We start from the raw sequence: 17,933 nt of genomic DNA on the forward strand, positions 1-17,933 counted from the left end.
AGTGAATTGACTGCGGCCCCGATCCGAGTCTCTCATCCGTTGCCGGCACATGCCGGTGTCCGAGGAGGGAAATGGACATGGAAGCTCTTCTTCCCATCATCATCCAGGCAGTCACCGGTGCGATCGGCGGATACGGTGTCAGCGCCGCGATGAAGCAGGTGGCGATGAGCGCAGTCACCAAGGTCATCTCCGGTGTGATCGGCGGTGTGGCCGGCGGCCAGATCCTGACCAACGTGCTCAGCGATCCGACGATGGCCAGCGCCTTCTCCGGCTCGCTCGGCGATGCGGTGGGTGGCGTCGTCGGCGGCGGCATCCTGACGGGTATCGTCGGCGCGGTGATGAAGTCGATGAGCAAGGCCTGAGGCCTTCCAGGGCAAGGCGCTTCGGCGCCTTGCCCTCTAAAGCGTGACCCGAAAAGTTGCAGACTTTTCGGGCAAGGTTCCTGCGACAAAGCAAATAGATGGAGGGGCATTGCCGTCCATCTTGATCGGGTTTTGCTTTCGGTGTTCGGCCGGCACAGGACCGGTGGAACGTATACGGACCGGCACGTTTGGACGGGCTCAGGGTATTGCCTGCTCCGCAGAGAAAGCTTTCAAAGCCCGGCGCTCCGGTGCATAGGAACGGCTCGCGTTCCGACCGGTGAGCACGAGGAGCAGCATGGGCAAGCTGAATGCGGGCATCGTCCCGGTGACCCCTTTCGAGCAGAACTGCACGATCCTGTTCGACGACGAGAGCAAGCATGGCGTCGTGGTCGATCCGGGCGGCGACGTCGACCGCATCCTCGCCGCCATCCGCGACAACGGCCTGGAAGTCGGGCAGATCTGGATCACCCACGGCCATCTCGACCACGCCGGCGGCGCCATGGACCTGAAGGACGCGCTCGGCATCGACATCGTCGGCCCGCACGAGGCCGACCGCCCCTTGCTGGAGAATCTGGCGAAGCAGGCGCAGCGCTTCGGCCTGCCCGGCGCCTTCCGCAACTGCGTGCCCGACCGCTACCTCGCCGAAGGCGACGAGGTCTGCTTCGGCGATCACAGGTTCGAGGTGCTGCACTGCCCCGGCCATGCGCCGGGCCACGTCGTGTTCTACAACCGCGCGGCGCAGTTCGCGCATGTCGGCGACGTGCTGTTCCGCGGATCGATCGGCCGCACCGATCTTCCCGGCGGCGACCATGCCGCGCTGATCGCGTCCATCAAGGACAAGCTGCTGCCGCTCGGCGACGACATCGGCTTCCTGTGCGGACACGGTCCCGGCGGCCGTTTCGGCGAGGAACGGCGCAGCAATCCGTTCCTGGTGTGACGTCGAGCCGGCATTCCAAGGACCAGCAACAGGCAAACGGCATCGAGTTCGCTCTGCCCCGCAAGCGAAACGGCGCCGCTCCGAGAGCAGCGCCGCCCGATCCTGCAACCGAAATGTCGCTCAGTTCGCCTGGCAGAAGCGCTTCACGCCGTCATAGCCGGTGAAGGTGCCTGTGCGCGCGTTGAACGAGCGATATCGCGACGAGCAGTAGTCGTACCATTCGGGCGACCAGGGCTCGAGCGCGCCGCGATAGGCGTAGTAGTCGCGGGCCGGCTCCACTTCGCGATAAACCCGCACGCGCTCGCGATAGACGGGCTCGCGGTATACCGGCTCCCGATAGACCGGCACGGGCTCGCGATAGACCGGCTCGTAGTAGTCGGGCTCGGGAGCGGTCGCCACGCCGGCGGCGAGTGCCCCGACCGCAAGGCCGAGCACGCCCGCCGCGACCATGTCGCCGGAATCGTAGCGATTGTGGTGATGGCGGCGCCAGCCGTCGCCGGCCTGGGCCGCCGGCAACGTCGCAAGCGTGGTCGCCGCAACGGCAAGGCCGAGCACGGCGGACTTCAGCAAACGGTTCATGTCGAATCTCCTTCGGCGATCCGGGCGGGCGTCGAGGCTCCGCCCTCACGTCGGATCAAGCAGTAGGCGCCTGCACCTGAACGCAGGCTGAACGGCGGATTCGGCAAAAAGATGTCGCGCCACGGCGCCGTAGGATGTCGCGTCGGCACATCGTTCCCGCTCGACGTGACTGCCGCGGCATATTTCCGGCGTGGGTACGGACATCTCGACCGTCCGCAAACAGCCCACAGCAAGACCGCCACACACAGCCCACTAGAACACTGGCCATGCCGGCGCCCAAAGGAAGGCGCCGGAGGTACGGAGCAAGCGGCGCCGCTTATCCGACCTGGAGGTTGACCGCTTTCGGCCCCTTGCCGCGCTTGTCGGGCTCGGTATCGAACGTGACCTTCTGGCCGTCCTCCAGGCCTGGCAGGCCCGAAGCCTGCACGGCCGAGATGTGGACGAACACGTCCTTCGCGCCGTCGTCGGGCGTGATGAATCCGAAGCCCTTGGCATGGTTGAAGAACTTGACGGTGCCGTGCTGCGGCATGGGTAGCTCCTTATCGCCCCATCAATAGAAGTCCGACGGGGATCCACCCGCACGGCTCCCGGTCATCTGGTGGAGGAGAAGAAAGGTCGCGCCGGGCTTCAATGCCTATTCCGGGGCTTCGAGCGCCCTCTTCTCGTTCGCTTACGCTTCGCCGACTAGTCTTCCGACGCCGTCGGCGCATGCCACTCCCATCTCCGGGCCCGCAAATGCCCGAGGTGGAAATTAGTCCTTCATTTTTTGACAACGGGCAAGCGAAAGTTTCTCCGCCCGCCCGCATGCGCGACGAAGAACCCGAGAAACATTCGAATATGGCGGCCGAACGGGAGTGGTTTCGGCTGGAGTATGATTATGGCTGCCGTTTCAGCCATAAAAAAGGCGCGGCGGTCAAACCGCCACGCCTTTCCTGTCATTGGGCCAATCCGGCGCACTCGGCGCTAGCCACAAACCATCGTGTCGGTCGACGACGACCGCACCCGATGGCACGCCGCGCGTGTGCGCCGGAACGGCCGGCACAGTTCGTGGGTCAGTCGCCGGCGACGCGCAGATTGACCGCCTTGGGGCCCTTGCCCATGCGGTCAGGTTCGATGTCGAAGCTCACCTTCTGGCCGTCCACCAGAGTGCGCAGGCCCGACTTCTCGATCGCCGAGATATGGACGAAAACGTCCTTGGCGCCCCCATCCGGGGTGATGAAGCCGAAGCCCTTGGCTGCGTTGAAGAATTTGACGGTTCCGGTCTGAGACATGGGGGAAGCTCCTTCACCCGCTGCAGTTGGTCGGGCGGTGCGGGCCCGGGCGGACCCGGAGCTCGAACACCGGTGACTTGGCGGCAGTGCATGGCGCACCATCGGCCCACCGCCATGGGGCCGTCAGATATTTACGAGAGCGGGGAAAGGTTTCGTCCAAGAACGTCCAGTCTCCGGGTCAGCAAATGCCCGAACACGAAATATATCGCACGGAAATCCTCCTTGCGCAAGCGAGGTTCATACCGGTTCATACCGCTCCGCATACGTCCAGGCGGTCAAGGCATTTGCCGGATCGCGGAGCCGCCCGAAAGGTGTGGTCTGGAGAAGGTGGATTGCCTTCTGCAAGAGAATCGCGATCATCACCGATGCGTCCGGCTGCAGGACGGTTCTGGAGGGGTCACTATGCTGTCAACGATCTGGTCGCGCTGCGCGATGCTTTTCGCGGTACTCGCCGTGCTCACGTCCTGCACCGTCGTGGTCGACGAGCCGGGTCCCGGCCCCCGCCCGATCCCGGACGACAGGTTCTGCACCCAGCAATACGATCCCGTCTGCGCCCGCCGCGGCGACAACCGCCGCACCTTCGCCAACGCCTGCATGGCCGACGCGGCCGGCTACAGGGTCATCCGCCGCGGCGAGTGCGGCCGCGGCAGCGATGAACCTCGTGCCTGCACGCGCGAATACCGCCCGGTCTGCGCCCGGCGCGGCGGCGACCGCCAGACCTTCAACAATCCCTGCCTGGCCGAGCAGGCCGGCTATCGCGTCCTAGGCGACGGCGAGTGCCGACGCGGCGGCGGTGGCGGCGATGACGACGGCGACCGGCCGCGTTTTTGCACCCGCGAATACGCGCCGGTCTGCGCCCGCCGCGGCGGCGACAGGCGCACCTTCCCGAATGCCTGCGAGGCACGCTCGGCGGATTACCGGATCCTCGGCGAAGGCCCGTGCTGATGGTGCGGCCGGCACGCTGCCGGCCGCCTCACCGCAAAAGATCAGTTGAACCGCCGGACCACACGCACGGCGCAGTAAGGACCGACATGGCGGTGGCGCACCAGGACGCCGTTGATGCGGTGCACGCGAACGTCGCGGTGGCAGTCGCGGCGGATCGGCGGGGCCATGCCTGCGCGCACCGGCCGGCAGTTGCGGCGATGGTAGTGCGCGACCGACCTGCCGTATTGGGGTACGTAGTGACGACGGACGTCGGCATGGCAGCCGCGCACCTGAACGACGTCGGTCTGGCCGGCGCCGGCCAGCGGCGCCGGCGGAGCCGCACCTGCCGGAGCCAGCGTCGCGAGCAGCAGAGCGGCAGCGAGGCACAACTTTCTCATGGAATCCTCCACATGATGCATGCCGCACGGTTTCGCACCCCGTTCGGCGGCAGCTAGATAACGCGCAAGCCTGTTAAAACTTTCCTCCGGAAGTTGTTCGCATGTCCTCGATTCCCGCGGATCGGGACGACGGTTGACTTGATCAGACCGCTGGCTCACTTTTCGCGCCTGATCGGCGGCCGGGACCGTGCGGCGAATTTCGCCTTGACGATTCAGGCCTCGCGGAGAACAAGGCGGCGGATGACAGACGATGACAAGCCAGATCCGCTGCGCTCGCCCCTGCTCGAGGAGGCACGACGGCGCGGCATCCGCCACGGCTTCTTCACGCGCGCCGGCGGCGTGTCCGAGGGCATCTACCGCGGCCTCAACATCGGTAACGGGTCGAACGACGATCCCGAGAAGGTCGCGGAAAATCGCCGGCGCGTCGCCACCTGGATGGGAGTCGCGCCGGAAGCGCTGCTTTCGGCCTACCAGATCCACTCTCCCGACGTGATTGTGGCGACCGGCCCCCTCCCCTCGCCGCGACCGCAGGCCGACGCCGTCGTCACCGACCGGCCGGGCCTCGCGGTGAGCGCGACCTCGGCCGATTGCGGACCGGTGCTGTTCGCCGACGCGGATGCCCGCGTCGTCGGCGCGGCCCATGCCGGATGGAAGGGAGCGTTCACCGGCGTGCTGGAGAACACGGTAGCCGCCATGGAGACCTTGGGCGCCGAACGCGGCCGCATCGTCGCCGTGCTCGGCCCCTCCATCGGCCCGAAAAACTACGAGGTCGGCCCGGAATTCGTCGCGCGCTTCACCGATGCCGACCCCGACAACGCCGCCTGGTTCGTGCCGTCGGCAAAACCCGGTCACGCCCTTTTCGATCTCAACGGCTACACGATCGACCGGCTGCGCAAGGCCGGCGTGACGGCCGAGGCGCTCAATCGCTGCACCTATGCCGAAGAGGATCTCTTCTATTCCTACCGCCGCACCACGCACCGCGGCGAGGCGGATTATGGGCGCCTGATATCCGCTATCGTGCTGGAGGAGTTGTGATGGCCCTGCATTTCGAACGCAGCGAATTCGACGCCCGTCGCGACCGTCTGGTCATCGAGATGGCGGAGAAGAAGCTCGACGCGCTGCTGCTGTTTGCGCAGGAGAGCATGTATTGGCTGACAGGCTACGACAGTTTCGGCTTCTGCTTCTTCCAGTGCCTGGTGGTGAAGGCGGACGGCTCGATGCTGCTGCTCACCCGCTCGGCCGACCTGCGCCAGGCCAGACACACCTCGACCCTCGACAACATCGTGCTATGGCTCGACCGCGAAAAGGCCAACCCTTCGCTCGACCTGCGCAACCTGCTCAACGATCTCGACCTGCTCGGCGCGCGCATCGGCGTGGAATACGACACGCACGGTCTGACCGCCTACGAAGGCCGGCGGCTGGACGAGCAGTTGCATACCTTCGGCCAGGTGGTCGACGCCTCGGGCATGGTGGCGCGGCTCAGGCAGTTCAAGAGCCCGGCCGAGATCGAGAAGGCCGAACGCGCCGCCGCTCTGTCGGACGAGGCGCTCGACGCGGCGCTGCCGCTCATCAAGCAGGGCGGCGACGAAGGCGCCATCCTGGCGGCGATGCAGGGCGCGATCTTTGCCGGCGGCGGCGACTACCCGGCCAACGAGTTCATCATCGGCTCCGGCGCCGACGCGCTGCTCTGCCGCTACAAGGCGGGACGGCGCAAGCTGACCAAGAACGACCAGCTCACGCTCGAATGGGCCGGCGTCTTCCACCACTACCATGCGCCGATGATGCGCACGATCCTCACCGGCAAGGCCTCGAAGCGGCATCAGGAGCTGTTCGAGGCGGCACGCGACGCGCTGACGGCGGTCGAGCGGGCGATGACGCCCGGCAACACCTTCGGCGATGTCTTCGACGCCCATGCCAAGGCGATGGAAGCGCACGACCTGACGCGGCACAGGCTGAATGCCTGCGGCTACTCCGTCGGCGCCCGCTTCGCGCCGAGCTGGATGGACACGCCGATGTTCTACCAGGGCAACGCCGAGCCGATCGCGCCCAACATGACGCTGTTCGCCCACATGATCATCATGGATTCGGAGACCGAGACGGCAATGACGCTGGGCCGCACCTATCTCACCACCGAAACGCAGCCCAGGCCCCTTTCCCGCCATGATCTCGACTTGATCGTGCAGTGAATCGGCAGTCGGCAAAAGGGTACGCGCATTGAACGATACGGTTGAGGGTAGGATGCGTAAGCCGCTGCTGGCCGGCGCCGTGATGGCGATGGCGGTCCTGGCGGCATGCAGCAGCACCCAGGACGTGCTGGAGCCCTCGGCGATCACCCCGCCGGCGCAGGGATCGACATCCTCGACCGCGCCCGACCCGTCGCAATCGGCGGCCGCGCCAGCGGCTGCCTCCTCCACGCCGGCGCCGCCCACGGGACCGTCAGCCGCGCTGGTCGCCAATGCCCGCATCCAGTTCGCGCCGATCGTCGGCACCTCGGTCGAGGCCGCGACCGCGCTGTCGGAGCGGCTGGCCAGCCGCGCGCGCGAACGCGGCATGCGGCTGACCGGCAGCGCCGACACCAGCACCACCCATATGCTCAAGGGCTATTTCACGCCGCTGGTCGAGGGCAAGGAAACGACCGTCATCTACGTCTGGGACGTCTACGACCCGACCGGCAACCGCATCCACCGCATCTCCGGCCAGCAGAAGGCGGCCTCGGCCGACGGCGACGGCTGGGCCTCCGTTCCCTCCACGGCCATGCAGGCGATCGCCGATCAGACCATCGACCAGTTGGCGAACTGGCTTGCAGGCGCCAGCGGCTGAGCACGATCCCGAACCGAACGCCAGCGCAGCGAAAACTGCAGGCTTTTCGGATAAGATCATGCGATGAAACAAAGAGTTGAAGCAGGATGAACGACTCTGTCCCGATTCATCCCGCTCCGAGACAAATGCGCTTTTGTCGGGAACACGGCCGCCTCGCGCTTGCAATAGCGCGGAAGGCGGTTAAAAGCCCGCTCAACTATCCCTTCGGAACCGACACATGAAACTTTTTGCGGGCAACTCCAACCGGACGCTGGCAGAGGGGGTGGCCCGCTATCTCAACATTCCGATCGGCAAGGCGACCGTCAGGCGGTTCGCCGACCAGGAAATCTTCGTCGAGATCCAGGAGAACGTGCGCGGCGAGGATGTCTTCATCCTGCAGTCCACCTCCTTCCCGACCAACGACAACCTGATGGAAATCTTGATCATGATCGATGCGTTCATGCGCTCCTCGGCGCGGCGCATCACGGCGGTCATCCCCTATTTCGGCTATGCCCGCCAGGACCGCCGCGCCTCCGGCCGTACGCCGATCTCAGCCAAGCTGGTCGCCAACATGATCACCCGCGCCGGGGCCAACCGCGTGCTCACGCTCGACCTTCATGCCGGCCAGATCCAGGGATTTTTCGACATCCCCACCGACAATCTGTTCTCGGTGCCGGTGATGGCCCGCGACGTGAAGTCCAAATACAAGCAGCTCGCCAACGTCATGGTGGTGTCGCCGGACGTCGGCGGCGTGGTCCGCGCGCGCGCGCTTGCCAAACGCCTCGACGCGCAGCTCGCCATCGTCGACAAGCGCCGCGAGAGGCCCGGCGAATCCGAGGTCATGAACGTCATCGGCGACGTGCGCGGCAAGGACTGCCTACTGATCGATGACATCGTCGATTCCGGCGGCACGCTGTGCAATGCCGCCGACGCGCTGCTGGCCAACGGCGCCACCAGCGTCACCGCTTACATCACCCACGGCGTGCTGTCGGGCGGCGCCGTCGCCCGCATCACCGGCTCGAAGCTGCAGGAGCTGGTCATCACCGATTCCATCCAGCCGACGCAGACCGTCATGGACGCCCGCAACATCCGCGTCGTCTCGATCGCCGACCTGATCGGCGAGGCCATCTCGCGCACCGCGACGGAGGAATCCGTGTCGAGCCTGTTCGACTGAGCGTTTTCGCGCGGCCCGGTTCAGCTCCTGCGTCGCTCGATTTCAGGCCATCGTCCACGCGGCGCCGGCGAGCGCTGCGAATACCAGAACGGCGATCATATTCGCCTTCAGCCAAAGCAAGGCAACTGCCGCGGCAACCGCGATGGCCAAGGCCACCCAGTCGAGCGTCGCGAAGTCGGGCACCGGTACGGTGAACGGCCCCGCCGCCCTCGCCTCGCCGACCGTGCCGAACAGCACATGCAGGCCGAACCAGACGGCCAGGTTGGCGATGACGCCGACTACCGCCGCGGTGACCGCCGACAGTGCCCCGGACAGCCAGCGCACGCGCCGCAGCGTCTCGACATAAGGCGCGCCGACGAAGATCCACAGGAAGCAGGGCACGAAGGTGAACCACAGCGTCACCGCCGCGCCGGCCAGCCCGCCGAGCAACGGATCGAGGCCGGAGAGCCGCGCCCCGCCGAGAAAGCCGACATAGACCAGCACCAGGATCAGCGGGCCGGGCGTCGTCTCGGCCAGCCCAAGCCCGGTCAGCATCTCGTCCGGTTTCAGCCAGCCATAGACGTCGACCGCCTGCTGGGCGACATAGGCGAGCACCGCATAGGCGCCGCCGAAGGTGACCGCCGCCATCTTGGAGAAGAAAAGCGCCTCGGCGGCGAAGACGTGGTCCCGGCCGAGCCACGCCACCAGAAAGGCGAGCGGCAGGAACCAGATCGCCACCCACACGGCCAAGGTCCGCGCAAACCGTGCCGGACTCGGCCGCGTCCATTCCGGCATCGGCGTAGCCGCCGCCTGTTCGTCCTCCAGCCGGACCGTCCGGGCTGCCGGGCGGAAATAATGCCAGAGCGCTCCGAACAGGGCGGCCGCAAAAATGATAGCCGGGAAAGGCACCTTCAGGAAGGCGATCGCCACGAAGGCGACGACCGCGAGGATCGCGGCCACGCGGCCGGTCAGCGCCCGCCTGGAGACCTTGATCAGCGCCTCCAGCACGACCGCGAGCACCGCCGCCTTCAGCCCGAAAAGCAATCCCTGCACCAGGGGCACGCCGCCAAAGGCGAGGTAGACCGCCGAGAGCGCGGTGATCACCACCGCGCCCGGCAGCACGAACAGCAGCCCGGCGATCAGCCCGCCGCGCACGCCATGCAGCAGCCAGCCGGCATAGGTGGCGAGCTGCATGGCCTCCGGCCCGGGCAGGAGCATGCAGTAGTTCAGCGCATGCAGGAACCGCGGCTCGTCGAGCCAGCGTTTCTCCTCGACCAGGATGCGGTGCATAAGCGCGATCTGCCCGGCCGGCCCACCGAAGGACAGCAGACCGATCTTCGCAAACACGCTCGTCGCTTCGGCGAAGGAGACGGGCTGCGGCTGCGATGACATCTGATCCATCTCACGCCGCCTTTGCCGGCCAGTTGTGGGTTTCCGCGGTCGCATGGCGGCACCACCCATAGAGGGCGTCATACAGGATCATGCCTTTTTCCAGTTGGCCGAGGTCATCGGCCTCGATCGCCGAGAGGCCGAGCGAGAGGGCCAGCAGTCCCGCCGCCCGAGGTTCGAGATCGAGGCGCGCGGTATCCGCGCCCCGGACGATCCGCGCCAGGTGCAGCAGCGCCGGGTCGGTCAGGCCGAGTTCTGCGATCAGCGTGTCGAAGCTGCACTCCTCGCCGCGATGCGAGTAGAACGCGTCCTTGATGTCGAAGGGAATCCAGCCGGTTTCCGCGGCTATGTCGGCGACCCATTCGGCGGCGACGAAATGAAACACGGCCAGCGGATCGACGAAGCGGCGGATCAGCCACGGGCAGGCTATGCGATCGATCTTCGGCCGCTCGCGCGTGACCCAGACGCTGGGCCTGGGCAAGCCTGTCTCGATGCCAGGCGCTTCGCGCAAAACCGTTGGTCCGCCGGCGGCGATCCAGGCCTCGATGCCGCCATCCAGCATGGCGGCGTCGGCGCCCGCCATGCGCGCCAGCGCGATCTCGCTGACATTGTGACCATGCGTGCAATAGACGACGATCCGGCGGCCAGCCGGCAGACGCGGCAGCCATTCTTCGACCGCCATGTGATCGCGCCAAAGCGCGGCGGCGATCCGCACCGGCGAGGCGGCAAGCGCGTTCGGCCGGCGCACGTCGATGAACAAGGGGCTGCGGGCGGTGCCGACAAGCGGGATCAAGTCTTGAGGGGAAAGACGTCCGGGCATGGTTTTCCTCCGCATGCATAGCGAAGGCGGAGCTTGGGCAAAACGCCTCACGGGGAGTCCACCATGCCCCCGACGGTGCGAGCATACGCTCCAGTCGGCACCTTTGCCAACATTCTTTGTGAAATCACAGTCCTGCGCCCTATGGCTCGCCCGCACATTGCCACCATCATCCCCGAAGCTTACGCGCGCATGACAATCCGTGGAGACCGCTTATCGCCTTGTGTGCGAACCTTGCGCCGTTCCGCCCCTTCCGCTATAGAGCCGCCACCCGCGCAGACACCCTTGGAGGCAACGCGGGCGATCGCCGCCATCCTCGCATGGTCTTCCTTCCGGTTCCCGGAAGGGGCCACGCGCGAAGAAGGCGGCTTTCGACGTTTTTCGGGTTCCGCGCAGCGGTGCCCGGAGGCGCTCCAGCAACGTGAAAGGAAATGCCATGAGCGAGACTTACGAGCTCACGGCCGAGGCGCGCGAACAGGTCGGTAAGGGGTCCGCCCGTGCAGTTCGCCGCGACGGCAAAGTGCCAGCAGTCATCTATGGAGATAAGCAGCCTCCCCTGGCGATCGCTCTCCCCTACAAGGACGTCTACTACAAGATTCACGGCGGCGGCTTCCTGACCACCATCGCCACGATCGACGTCGGCGGCAAGAAGATCCAGGTCCTGCCCAAGGACTATCAGCTCGATCCGGTGAAGGACATGCCGGTTCATGTCGACTTCCTGCGGGTCGGCAAGGATACCGAGGTCAATGTCGAGGTGCCCGTCCACTTCGTCAACGAGGACAAGTCGCCCGGCATCAAGCGCGGCGGCGTGCTCAACATCGTGCGTCACGAGGTCGAGTTCCACTGCCCGGCCAACGCCATCCCGGAGTTCATCACGGTCGACCTCACCGGCGCCGACATCGGCGACTCCATCCACATCTCGGCGGTCAAACTGCCGGCTGGCGTGCGTCCGGTCATCCATGACCGCGACTTCACCATCGCCACCATCGCCGGCTCCGCCGCGATGAAGCCGGAGGTCGAAGAGACCGAAGCCGCCGAGCCGGCGGCGGAAGCCGAGGAATAATCCTCCCGCGCTCGGAGGCTGTGCCGTGCTGATCTTCGCTGGCCTCGGCAATCCGGGCGCGCAATACGCAAAAAACCGACACAATGTCGGCTTCATGGCGGCGGATGCGATCCACCGCCGCCATAATTTTTCTCCCTGGTCGAAGAAATTCCGCGGCCTCGTCGCCGACGGAACGATCGACGGCGAGAAGATCCTTCTCATCAAGCCGCAGACCTTCATGAATCTCTCCGGCCAGTCGGTCGGCGAAGCCATGCGCTTCTACAAGCTGGCGCCTGCCGACCTCTCCGTCTTCTACGACGAGCTCGATCTCGTCGCCGGAAAGGTCCGGGTCAAGACCGGCGGCAGCGCCGGCGGCCACAACGGCATCCGCTCGCTAGACCAGCATCTCGGCAGGGATTACCGCCGCGTGCGTGTCGGCATCGGCCATCCCGGCGTGAAGGAGCTCGTGCACGGACATGTGCTCGGCGACTTCGCCAAGGCCGACGCCGCTTGGCTCGAGCCGCTGCTGGAAGCTGTCGCCGACAACGCCGGCTATCTCGTGAAGGGTGACGAAAACGGTTTCATGAACCGGCTGAGCTTGGCGGTTCCGACAGTGGATCCCGCAGCTAAAGCCAGCGCTCGCAGCCAGTCCTTGCCGGCCGACGACAAGCCCGCCGCCAAGGGCCGCAGCCACATCCGCCAGGCCCGTTCGCAGCAGCCCGCCGTCCAGGTGCCGGAAACCGGCCCGATGGCCGCCATGCTGAAGAAGCTGTTCGGCGGCAAGGGTTCGTAGAAGCCTTTTGCGTCAGACCGTCGCACTCACGCCGCCTTCTTTCGTCCTTTCTTCGGCGTGGCCTTGTCCTTGCGCGAAATCCCTTCCTTCTCCAGGCTCTTGCGCAGCACGTCGGCGAGATTGACCACATTCTCCTTCGGCCGCGGCGCCGCCCTGGGAGGTGCCTTGCCCTGCTGCTTGGCGCGGATCATCTCGATCAGCGCATTCTCGTAGGTGTCCTCGAACTTCGACGGATCGAACGTCGTCGCCTTCTTGTCGATCAAAAGTTCGGCGATCTCGATCATCTCGGCATCGGTCTTGACCTTCTTGAGCTCGTCGAAGACCGCATCAGCGTCGAGCACCTCGTTGCGGCTGCGCAGGGTGGTCATCAGCAGCCCGCCGTCCTCCGGCTGGATCACCACCTCGCGGCCGCGCTGGTAGAGCACGATGCAGGAGCGTGCCGCTGCCTTCTTCCGCAGCAAGGCCTCGCGGATAACGGCGAAGGGCTCGCGCGCCACCTTGTCGGCCGGCACCATGTGATAGGGTTTTTCGAGATAGCGCTGGTCGATGGCATCGATGTCGACGAACGCGTCGACTTCGAGCGTATGCTCGGAGGTGAGCTTGAGCCGCTTGATCTCGTCGGGCTCGATTACCAGGAACTCGCCATTGTCGAGTTCGAAACCCTTCACCTGGTCCTCGGTTTCGACGATCTTGTCCGTCCCTTCGTCGACATAGGCGCTCTTCACCGGCTCGCGGGTCTTGCGGTTGAGGATGCGGAAATGGACCTTCTCCGCCTCCGACGTGGCTCCGACCAGCTTCACCGCGCAGGCCACGGAGCCGAATTTCAGAAAACCCTTCCAGACCGCGCGCGGAGCCGCCATCGCATCATTCCCGTGCTGACCAATTCTCGAACGGGAGGTGGGAGGATTCGTTCCAAGGGGTGTCACGCCCGTTTGCCGCGCGGCGCATCCATGCCATATTGCACGAGATTTGTGTTTTCGTGAGTCCGTGAGATGAAGAACGTTACCATTTCAATGGATGACGAGCTTGCCCGTCGCACTCGCGTCGCGGCGGCACGGGCCGGCAAGAGCGTTTCCAAATATTTGGCCGAGGCCGCCCGGGAAAAGATGAATGCCGAGGAGACCGCGGAACTGCGAAACCCGCAGCTTGAGGCGCTGGAGCGACTGTGGGCAAGTCCCAAATGGAACGTAACGGAAAACGGCAGGATGCCGACGGCCGAAGAACGCAATGCCAGACGTTAAGGTCTTCATCGACACGAACGTCCTTCTCTATTCGCACGACAGGAGAGATGTTCAGAAACTGGAGACGGCCCGGCAATGGTTGCGAGAACTCGGCGCCATTCAGGGTCTATCGTCAACCTCCAGGTTCTCAACGAACTGACCGACGTCCTTCTCCGGAAAAAATGGCTTGCGGACGCCGAAGCCGTCTTTTCGCTGACAGGCCAGCTATCTGCTCTTGGCGACAGGCCGTTGACGCGGCGCGAGGTGGCTGTGGCCCGTGGCCTCCACATCGCTCATCGCTACTCGTGGTGGGATTGTCTATTACTAGCCTCCGCGCTGGAGCTCGGCTGCACGCATTTCCTGTCGGAGGATTTGCAGGACGGCCAGGCCATCGAAGGCTTGACGATCGTGGACCCGTTCGCCCATACGCCAGAGCAAATCCTGGTCTCCCGGTAGGAAAGAGAAAAATGGGCTTCAAATGCGGCATCGTTGGCTTGCCCAACGTCGGCAAGTCGACGCTGTTCAACGCGCTGACGCGCACCGCCGCCGCGCAGGCGGCGAACTATCCCTTCTGCACCATCGAGCCGAACACCGGCGAGGTGGCCGTGCCAGATCCGCGGCTGGACAAGATCGCGGCCATCGCCAAGTCGAAGGAGATCATCCCGACCCGCATCTCCTTCGTCGACATCGCCGGGCTGGTGCGCGGCGCGTCCAAGGGCGAAGGGCTGGGCAACCAGTTCCTCGCCAACATCCGCGAGGTCGACGCGATCGTGCATGTGCTGCGCTGTTTCGAGGACGACGACATCACCCATGTCGAAGGCCGCATCGATCCGGTCGCCGACGCCGAGACGGTCGAGACCGAGCTTATGCTGGCTGATCTCGAAAGCCTGGAACGCCGCATCGTCCAGTTCCGCAAACGCGCCCAGGGCAAGGACAAGGAGGCGCTCACGCTGCTTCCGGTCATGGAGAAGGCGCTGGAGTTGTTGCAGGCCGGCCGGCCGGCCCGCGTCATGCTGCAAGGGATCGCCGCCGAGGATCTGCGAACCCTGCAGGGCCTGAACCTGCTCACCGCGCATCCAGTGCTCTATGTCTGCAACGTCGCCGAGGCTGACGCCGCGACCGGCAACGAGCATACCAGGGCCGTGGAGGCGATGGCGGCGACGCAAGGTGCGGGAACCGTGGTGATCTCCGCCGCCATAGAGGCCGAGGTGGCGCAGCTTCCTGACGACGAGGAGCTGGAGTTTCTCGCCTCGATGGGGCTGGAGGAGCCCGGCTTGGACAAGCTGATCCGCGCCGGCTACGACCTGCTCCACCTCATCACCTATTTCACCGCCGGCCCGAAGGAGACGCGCGCCTGGACGATCCTCAAGGGCACCAAGGCGCCGCAGGCGGCGGGCGTCATCCACACCGATTTCGAGCGCGGCTTCATCCGCGCCCAAACCATCGCCTATGACGACTTCGTCGCGCTGGGCGGCGAGGTCGCGGCCAAGGAGGCCGGCAAGGCGCGCGACGAAGGCAAGGAGTACGTCGTCCAGGACGGCGACGTGCTCTTGTTCAAGTTCAACACCTGAGGGACTCGCTCCCGGCGGCGCATCGTCCGCTTCCGCGCCGCCGTCGCTCACTCCAGTTCCTTGCGCAGGAATATCCTGGCGTGTCCGCCGGTGCCGAAAGCGACCCGGCCGAATTCCTCGTAGCCGTGTCGTTCGTAGAATCCCGGCGCCTGGAAGCTGCTGGTCTCCACGACCGCTCGCTTGCAGCCGCGGCGCCTCGCCTCGGCCTCCACGGCGGCGAGCAGGCGGCTTCCGAATGCCTGTCCGCGCAGTTCCTCCGGCAGGTAGAACATGTCCATGAACAGCAGGCCGAGCTCGGTCCTGCCCCACAGCCCGCCGAGGATTTGCCCCGTCTCCGGATCGGAGAGGCCGGCGCCGATCGGGATGCGGTCGTCCAGCCCCGTCCGTTCTACATTGTAGCGGTAAAGCGCTTCGCCCGCCGCTGCTTTGGCTTCGCGGTCATGGCTGTCGGCGAGCCTGACTGTGAGTTGCCGCCCGGTCATGTCTTTCGATCTCCTGCTGGGAGAACAGGTGGCGCCCGACATGCGGAAGAAAAGGGCCGGCGGAACGATGGGCATTTCTGCGCGTCATCCGCCGGCTTGACGTGGAACGTCGGCGGGTCTATCGGGCTCGTGCGCGCGGCCGCCGTTGCTGAACCGCCCGTCGTCGTGCAATCCACGTAGCCGCGTCACGTTCGACGCCCACTCTTGGCTGAAATCAAGGGAGTCTTGGCGATGATCAGAGCCTTCGTCATGGACAACGAGCGGCTGCGCGAAGTGCCGGATCTGCTCGCCGACCAGCAAAGGGTGATCTGGGCCGACCTGTTCGAACCGACGGACGCCGAGGAAGCGCTCATCGAACGGTGGATCGGCGTCGACGTGCCGACCCGCGAGGAAATGGAGGAGATCGAGATCTCCTCGCGCCTCTACGCCGAGGCCGGGGCCTATTTCATGACGGCGACGCTGCCCGCCCATGCGGAGGGCGACAATCACGTGATCGGCCCGGTCACTTTCGTGATCGCCAAGGACCGCCTGGTGACGGTGCGCTATCACGAGCCCCGCGCCTTCCAGACCTTTCCGATGCGCGCCGAAAGCGCCGATCTCAACTGCGTCGACGGGAAGGCGATCCTGATCGCCCTGCTCGAAGCAATCGTCGACCGCCTGGCCGACCTTCTGGAACGCGCCAGCCGCGACGTCGTCGACCTCGCCCGCGAGATCTTCCATCCGACCGAGAAGAAGGCTTCGAAGCGGGATGTCAATTTCCAGATCATCCTGCGCCGTATCGGCCGCAAGGAGCAGTTCATCTCCAACGTCCAGGACAGTCTGGTCAGCCTGCAGCGCCTCTCCACCTTCCTGGGCAACGTCGCCATGGCCGGCAATGGCGGCAAAGATCTGCGCGGCCGGGTGAAGACGCTGTCGCGGGACGTGCAGTCCCTGGTGTCGCATGCCGAGTCGCTGTCGCAGAAGGTCACCTTCCTGCTCGACGCCACCCTCGGCATGATCAACATCGAGCAGAACGCCATCATCAAGATCGTCTCGGTGGCGGCGGTGGTGTTCCTGCCGCCCACGCTGGTCGCCTCGGTCTACGGCATGAACTTCTCCCACATGCCCGAACTCGAATGGAGCTTCGGCTACCCGCTGGCGATCGGCGTCATGGTGCTGGCGGCAGTCCTGCCCTTCTGGTGGTTCAAGCAGCGCGGCTGGCTGTAGCTGGCCACATCCGGCTGGCTCTGCTAGGTCGTTCAAAGCTGAACAGGATGAACAAGGGCATGTCCGAAAAGCGCTGGGCCTTCGAGGATTTCGAGGTGGGAACGACCATCCCCCTCGGCGTCAAGCTGGTGACCGCGGAGGAGATCGTGGCATTCGCTGCCGAGTTCGACCCGCAGCCCATGCATCTCGACGAGGAGGCCGGCAGGGCAAGCATCCTCGGGGGGCTGTCGGCATCCGGCTGGCACACCTGCTGCATCTTCATGCGCATGATGTGCGACGCCTTCCTGCTCGACTCCACCTCGCAAGGGGCTCCCGGCATCGACCACGCCCGCTGGAAGAAGCCGGTTCTGGCCGGCGACACGCTGACGGGCCGGAGCACCGTGCTCGCCAAGCGGACCTCGCAGTCGCGCCCGGCGCTGGGCTTCGTCACCTGCCGGCACGAGCTGCTCAATCAGAAGGGCGAGGTCGTGCTGGAGCTGCAGAACAGCGGCATGTTCCTCAGGCGGAGCGCGGCATGACCCTCGACGATTTTCTCCGGCTGGGCGAAACCGTCGAGATCGGCTCCGTCCATTTTCCGGCGGACGAGATCAAGGCATTTGCCCAGAAGTTCGACCCGCAGCGCTTTCACGTCGATGAGGCCGCGGCCGAGCATTCGGTCTTCGGCCGCCTCTGCGCCTCGGGCTGGCACACCGCCGCCGGCTGGATGAAACGCAACGTCGCCGTCCCCGTCGGCGGCGCCACATCCTGGGAAGGGCCGGGGCCGAAGCCGGAGCTCGGCCCCTCCCCCGGCTTCACCGATCTCAAATGGCTGAAGCCGGTCTATGCCGGCGAGACGGTTTCCTATACCCGCACGATACTCAACCACCGCCCCTTGGCGACACGGCCCGGTTGGCGGCTGGTGTCGCTGCGCTCGGAGGGCTTCGACTCGACCGGCGACAAGGTGATCGCGTTCGACAGCACCATGCTGGTGAAGGCGGAGTAGGCGACGGG

At 65.6% G+C, this 17,933-nt stretch carries 23 protein-coding genes; 15 read left to right on the top strand and 8 right to left on the bottom strand.

The genetic code is table 11. The features are described 5' to 3' along the window. The first annotated feature begins 77 nt into the window (after positions 1-77). Both C7I84_RS11430 and C7I84_RS11435 read left to right on the top strand, forming a co-directional pair. The gene (locus C7I84_RS11430; RefSeq protein ID WP_106772383.1) at positions 78-362 is read left to right on the top strand and encodes a hypothetical protein; all 285 of its coding nucleotides are present in this window, start codon (positions 78-80) and stop codon (positions 360-362) included. A gap of 295 nt (positions 363-657) precedes the next feature. Next, a complete protein-coding gene (locus C7I84_RS11435; protein ID WP_106772314.1) occupies positions 658-1,299 on the top strand; it encodes an MBL fold metallo-hydrolase in 642 nt (213 codons plus the stop codon). A gap of 120 nt (positions 1,300-1,419) precedes the next feature. Here the strand turns inward: C7I84_RS11435 and C7I84_RS11440 are convergent, their stop codons facing one another. From C7I84_RS11440 to C7I84_RS11450, 3 genes are all read right to left on the bottom strand, one after another. After that, entirely contained in the window at positions 1,420-1,878 is a 459-nt protein-coding gene (locus tag C7I84_RS11440) for a BA14K family protein (protein WP_106772315.1), read from the bottom strand. A 316-nt stretch (positions 1,879-2,194) separates the two neighbouring features. Next, positions 2,195-2,407 carry a cold-shock protein gene (locus C7I84_RS11445; RefSeq protein WP_106772316.1) on the bottom strand — a complete coding sequence of 71 codons (213 nt, stop codon included), beginning with the start codon at positions 2,405-2,407 and terminating at the stop codon, positions 2,195-2,197. 523 nt (positions 2,408-2,930) lie between these two features. Continuing rightward, positions 2,931-3,149, bottom strand: a complete 219-nt coding sequence (locus C7I84_RS11450) for a cold-shock protein (RefSeq protein ID WP_106772317.1) — start codon at positions 3,147-3,149, stop codon at positions 2,931-2,933. Between the two features lie 402 nt (positions 3,150-3,551). On the opposite strand from C7I84_RS11450, the gene C7I84_RS11455 reads away from it, so the two are divergent. Next, a complete protein-coding gene (locus C7I84_RS11455; RefSeq protein ID WP_106772318.1) occupies positions 3,552-4,094 on the top strand; it encodes a Kazal-type serine protease inhibitor domain-containing protein in 543 nt (180 codons plus the stop codon). Between the two features lie 41 nt (positions 4,095-4,135). Here C7I84_RS11455 and C7I84_RS11460 read toward each other — a convergent pair whose 3' ends face one another. Further along, positions 4,136-4,471 (bottom strand): hypothetical protein, encoded by a 336-nt coding sequence (locus tag C7I84_RS11460; protein WP_106772319.1) that lies wholly within the window; start codon positions 4,469-4,471, stop codon positions 4,136-4,138. A 240-nt stretch (positions 4,472-4,711) separates the two neighbouring features. On the opposite strand from C7I84_RS11460, the gene pgeF reads away from it, so the two are divergent. The 4 genes from pgeF (at position 4,712) to C7I84_RS11480 (ending at position 8,444) form a co-directional block, all read left to right on the top strand. Further along, positions 4,712-5,506: a peptidoglycan editing factor PgeF gene (gene pgeF, locus C7I84_RS11465; RefSeq protein ID WP_106772320.1), complete on the top strand. Its 795-nt coding sequence runs from the start codon at positions 4,712-4,714 to the stop codon at positions 5,504-5,506. Then, entirely contained in the window at positions 5,506-6,657 is a 1,152-nt protein-coding gene (locus tag C7I84_RS11470; RefSeq protein ID WP_106772321.1) for a M24 family metallopeptidase, read from the top strand. Before pgeF ends, C7I84_RS11470 begins: the two co-directional genes overlap by 1 nt. Before the next feature lie 52 nt (positions 6,658-6,709). Beyond that, positions 6,710-7,291 (top strand): hypothetical protein, encoded by a 582-nt coding sequence (locus C7I84_RS11475; RefSeq protein WP_106772322.1) that lies wholly within the window; start codon positions 6,710-6,712, stop codon positions 7,289-7,291. A 217-nt stretch (positions 7,292-7,508) separates the two neighbouring features. Next, entirely contained in the window at positions 7,509-8,444 is a 936-nt protein-coding gene (locus C7I84_RS11480) for a ribose-phosphate pyrophosphokinase (RefSeq protein WP_106772323.1), read from the top strand. Between the two features lie 42 nt (positions 8,445-8,486). Here C7I84_RS11480 and chrA read toward each other — a convergent pair whose 3' ends face one another. Next, complete coding sequence (gene chrA, locus C7I84_RS11485; protein WP_106772324.1) at positions 8,487-9,824, bottom strand: chromate efflux transporter; 1,338 nt, start codon at positions 9,822-9,824, stop codon at positions 8,487-8,489. A gap of 1 nt (position 9,825) precedes the next feature. Then, positions 9,826-10,632 (bottom strand): chromate resistance protein ChrB domain-containing protein, encoded by an 807-nt coding sequence (locus C7I84_RS11490; RefSeq protein WP_106772325.1) that lies wholly within the window; start codon positions 10,630-10,632, stop codon positions 9,826-9,828. 433 nt (positions 10,633-11,065) lie between these two features. Here C7I84_RS11490 and C7I84_RS11495 point away from each other — a divergent pair, with 433 nt between their 5' ends. Further along, positions 11,066-11,692 carry a 50S ribosomal protein L25/general stress protein Ctc gene (locus tag C7I84_RS11495; protein WP_106772326.1) on the top strand — a complete coding sequence of 209 codons (627 nt, stop codon included), beginning with the start codon at positions 11,066-11,068 and terminating at the stop codon, positions 11,690-11,692. Between the two features lie 25 nt (positions 11,693-11,717). Then, positions 11,718-12,464, top strand: coding sequence for an aminoacyl-tRNA hydrolase (pth, locus tag C7I84_RS11500; protein WP_106772327.1), 747 nt, complete (start codon positions 11,718-11,720; stop codon positions 12,462-12,464). 26 nt (positions 12,465-12,490) lie between these two features. On the opposite strand, the gene ku is transcribed toward pth, so the two are convergent. After that, positions 12,491-13,324, bottom strand: a complete 834-nt coding sequence (ku, locus tag C7I84_RS11505; RefSeq protein WP_106772328.1) for a non-homologous end joining protein Ku — start codon at positions 13,322-13,324, stop codon at positions 12,491-12,493. A 132-nt stretch (positions 13,325-13,456) separates the two neighbouring features. Here ku and C7I84_RS11510 point away from each other — a divergent pair, with 132 nt between their 5' ends. From C7I84_RS11510 to ychF, 3 genes are all read left to right on the top strand, one after another. Then, positions 13,457-13,705 (top strand): ribbon-helix-helix protein, CopG family, encoded by a 249-nt coding sequence (locus C7I84_RS11510; protein WP_106772329.1) that lies wholly within the window; start codon positions 13,457-13,459, stop codon positions 13,703-13,705. Between the two features lie 75 nt (positions 13,706-13,780). Then, entirely contained in the window at positions 13,781-14,140 is a 360-nt protein-coding gene (locus C7I84_RS11515) for a PIN domain-containing protein (protein WP_106772330.1), read from the top strand. Between the two features lie 11 nt (positions 14,141-14,151). Beyond that, positions 14,152-15,255, top strand: coding sequence for a redox-regulated ATPase YchF (ychF, locus tag C7I84_RS11520; protein WP_106772331.1), 1,104 nt, complete (start codon positions 14,152-14,154; stop codon positions 15,253-15,255). 47 nt (positions 15,256-15,302) lie between these two features. Here ychF and C7I84_RS11525 read toward each other — a convergent pair whose 3' ends face one another. After that, positions 15,303-15,737, bottom strand: a complete 435-nt coding sequence (locus C7I84_RS11525; RefSeq protein ID WP_106772332.1) for a GNAT family N-acetyltransferase — start codon at positions 15,735-15,737, stop codon at positions 15,303-15,305. 231 nt (positions 15,738-15,968) lie between these two features. Here C7I84_RS11525 and corA point away from each other — a divergent pair, with 231 nt between their 5' ends. Genes corA through C7I84_RS11540 form a run of 3 tightly spaced genes read left to right on the top strand, consistent with a single transcriptional unit; the run spans position 15,969 to position 17,925 of the window. Continuing rightward, positions 15,969-16,943, top strand: a complete 975-nt coding sequence (gene corA, locus C7I84_RS11530) for a magnesium/cobalt transporter CorA (RefSeq protein ID WP_106772333.1) — start codon at positions 15,969-15,971, stop codon at positions 16,941-16,943. A 59-nt stretch (positions 16,944-17,002) separates the two neighbouring features. Further along, positions 17,003-17,461 carry a MaoC family dehydratase gene (locus C7I84_RS11535; RefSeq protein WP_106772384.1) on the top strand — a complete coding sequence of 153 codons (459 nt, stop codon included), beginning with the start codon at positions 17,003-17,005 and terminating at the stop codon, positions 17,459-17,461. Then, positions 17,458-17,925 carry a MaoC family dehydratase gene (locus tag C7I84_RS11540; protein WP_106772334.1) on the top strand — a complete coding sequence of 156 codons (468 nt, stop codon included), beginning with the start codon at positions 17,458-17,460 and terminating at the stop codon, positions 17,923-17,925. The genes C7I84_RS11535 and C7I84_RS11540 overlap by 4 nt, the downstream gene beginning before the upstream one ends. Positions 17,926-17,933: the final 8 nt, after the last annotated feature.

This window comes from Kumtagia ephedrae (assembly GCF_003012745.1).
GTDB classification, from domain to species: Bacteria; Pseudomonadota; Alphaproteobacteria; order Rhizobiales; family Rhizobiaceae; genus Kumtagia; species Kumtagia ephedrae.